The 3,292-nt window shown below is 56.4% G+C and carries 1 rRNA gene; it reads left to right on the forward strand.

The features are described 5' to 3' along the window. The first annotated feature begins 143 nt into the window (after positions 1-143). Positions 144-3,269: ribosomal RNA gene (locus AB0I83_RS31275) — 23S ribosomal RNA — on the forward strand. Positions 3,270-3,292: the final 23 nt, after the last annotated feature.

A 3,292-nucleotide genomic window follows, 5' to 3' on the forward strand; every position in this document is an offset into this window, starting at 1 on the left:
ATCGGGTCGGGCACGCTGTTGGGTATCTGAAGGTATGGCCGTTTGGCTGCCTTCTTGCCGGCCCCAGTGAACTCGCCTGTAAGGGTGGGGTGGTGGGTGGCTGGTCGTTGTTTGAGAACTGCACAGTGGACGCGAGCATCTGTGGCCAAGTTTTTAAGGGCGCACGGTGGATGCCTTGGCACCAGGAACCGATGAAGGACGTGGGAGGCCACGATAGTCCCCGGGGAGCTGTCAACCAAGCTTTGATCCGGGGGTTTCCGAATGGGGAAACCCGGCAGTCGTCATGGGCTGTCACCCGCTGCTGAACACATAGGCAGTGTGGAGGGAACGCGGGGAAGTGAAACATCTCAGTACCCGCAGGAAGAGAAAACAACCGTGATTCCGGGAGTAGTGGCGAGCGAAACTGGATGAGGCCAAACCGTATGCGTGTGATACCCGGCAGGGGTTGCGCATGCGGGGTTGTGGGATCTCTTTTTCATGGTCTGCCGACTGTGAGACGAGTCAGAAACCGTTGGTGTAGGCGAAGGACATGCGAAAGGTCCGGCGTAGAGGGTAAGACCCCCGTAGCTGAAACATCAACGGCTCGTTTAAGAGACACCCAAGTAGCACGGGGCCCGAGAAATCCCGTGTGAATCTGGCGGGACCACCCGCTAAGCCTAAATATTCCCTGGTGACCGATAGCGGATAGTACCGTGAGGGAATGGTGAAAAGTACCGCGGGAGCGGAGTGAAATAGTACCTGAAACCGTGTGCCTACAAGCCGTGGGAGCGTCGCGCATCGAGCTTGCTCGGTGCGTCGTGACTGCGTGCCTTTTGAAGAATGAGCCTGCGAGTTAGCGGTGTGTAGCGAGGTTAACCCGTGTGGGGAAGCCGTAGCGAAAGCGAGTCCGAATAGGGCGTTTGAGTTGCACGCTCTAGACCCGAAGCGGAGTGATCTAGCCATGGGCAGGTTGAAGCGGAGGTAAGACTTCGTGGAGGACCGAACCCACCAGGGTTGAAAACCTGGGGGATGACCTGTGGTTAGGGGTGAAAGGCCAATCAAACTCCGTGATAGCTGGTTCTCCCCGAAATGCATTTAGGTGCAGCGTCGTGTGTTTCTTGCCGGAGGTAGAGCACTGGATAGGCGATGGGCCCTACCGGGTTACTGACCTTAGCCAAACTCCGAATGCCGGTAAGTGAGAGCGCGGCAGTGAGACTGTGGGGGATAAGCTCCATGGTCGAGAGGGAAACAGCCCAGAGCATCGACTAAGGCCCCTAAGCGTACGCTAAGTGGGAAAGGATGTGGAGTCGCAGAGACAACCAGGAGGTTGGCTTAGAAGCAGCCACCCTTGAAAGAGTGCGTAATAGCTCACTGGTCAAGTGATTCCGCGCCGACAATGTAGCGGGGCTCAAGCGTACCGCCGAAGTCGTGTCATTCATACACATATCCTCAACGGGAGTATGGATGGGTAGGGGAGCGTCGTGTGCCGGGTGAAGCAGCCGCGGAAGCGAGTTGTGGACGGTTCACGAGTGAGAATGCAGGCATGAGTAGCGATACACACGTGAGAAACGTGTGCGCCGATTGACTAAGGGTTCCTGGGTCAAGCTGATCTGCCCAGGGTAAGTCGGGACCTAAGGCGAGGCCGACAGGCGTAGTCGATGGACAACCGGTTGATATTCCGGTACCCGCTTTGAAACGCCCAATACTGAATCAGGCGATGCTAAGTCCGTGAAGCCGGCCCGATCTCTTCGGAGTTGAGGGTAGTGGTGGAGCCGACGAACCAGACTTGTATTAGGTAAGCGATGGGGTGACGCAGGAAGGTAGTCCAACCCGGGCGATGGTTGTTCCCGGGGTAAGGGTGTAGGCCGTGTGGTAGGTAAATCCGTCACACATTGAGGCTGAGACCTGATGCCGAGCCGATTGTGGTGAAGTGGATGATCCTATGCTGTCGAGAAAAGCCTCTAGCGAGTTTCATGGCGGCCCGTACCCTAAACCGACTCAGGTAGTCAGGTAGAGAATACCGAGGCGTTCGGGTGAACTATGGTTAAGGAACTCGGCAAAATGCCCCCGTAACTTCGGGAGAAGGGGGGCCATCACTGGTGATCCGATTTACTCGGTGAGCTGGGGGTGGCCGCAGAGACCAGCGAGAAGCGACTGTTTACTAAAAACACAGGTCCGTGCGAAGCCGTAAGGCGATGTATACGGACTGACGCCTGCCCGGTGCTGGAACGTTAAGGGGACCGGTTAGTGCACTTTCGGGTGTGCGAAGCTGAGAACTTAAGCGCCAGTAAACGGCGGTGGTAACTATAACCATCCTAAGGTAGCGAAATTCCTTGTCGGGTAAGTTCCGACCTGCACGAATGGCGTAACGACTTCTCGACTGTCTCAACCATAGGCCCGGTGAAATTGCACTACGAGTAAAGATGCTCGTTTCGCGCAGCAGGACGGAAAGACCCCGGGACCTTTACTATAGTTTGATATTGGTGTTCGGTTCGGCTTGTGTAGGATAGGTGGGAGACTTTGAAGCGGCCACGCCAGTGGTTGTGGAGTCGTCGTTGAAATACCACTCTGGTCGTGCTGGATGTCTAACCTGGGTCCGTGATCCGGATCAGGGACAGTGTCTGATGGGTAGTTTAACTGGGGCGGTTGCCTCCTAAAGAGTAACGGAGGCGCCCAAAGGTTCCCTCAGCCTGGTTGGCAATCAGGTGTTGAGTGTAAGTGCACAAGGGAGCTTGACTGTGAGACCGACGGGTCGAGCAGGGACGAAAGTCGGGACTAGTGATCCGGCAGTGGCTTGTGGAAGCGCTGTCGCTCAACGGATAAAAGGTACCCCGGGGATAACAGGCTGATCTTCCCCAAGAGTCCATATCGACGGGATGGTTTGGCACCTCGATGTCGGCTCGTCGCATCCTGGGGCTGGAGTCGGTCCCAAGGGTTGGGCTGTTCGCCCATTAAAGCGGTACGCGAGCTGGGTTTAGAACGTCGTGAGACAGTTCGGTCCCTATCCGCTGTGCGCGTAGGAATATTGAGAAGGGCTGTCCCTAGTACGAGAGGACCGGGACGGACGAACCTCTGGTGTGCCAGTTGTCCTGCCAAGGGCATGGCTGGTTGGCTACGTTCGGAAAGGATAACCGCTGAAAGCATCTAAGCGGGAAGCCTGCTTCGAGATGAGTATTCCCACCACCTTGAGTGGTTAAGGCTCCCAGTAGACGACTGGGTTGATAGGCCAGATGTGGAAGCCCGGTAACGGGTGGAGCTGACTGGTACTAATAGGCCGAGGGCTTGTCCTCAGTTGCTCGCGTCCACTGTGTTG

Origin of the sequence: Streptomyces sp. NPDC049970, from assembly GCF_040660235.1 — a bacterium.
GTDB lineage: Bacteria > Actinomycetota > Actinomycetes > Streptomycetales > Streptomycetaceae > Streptomyces.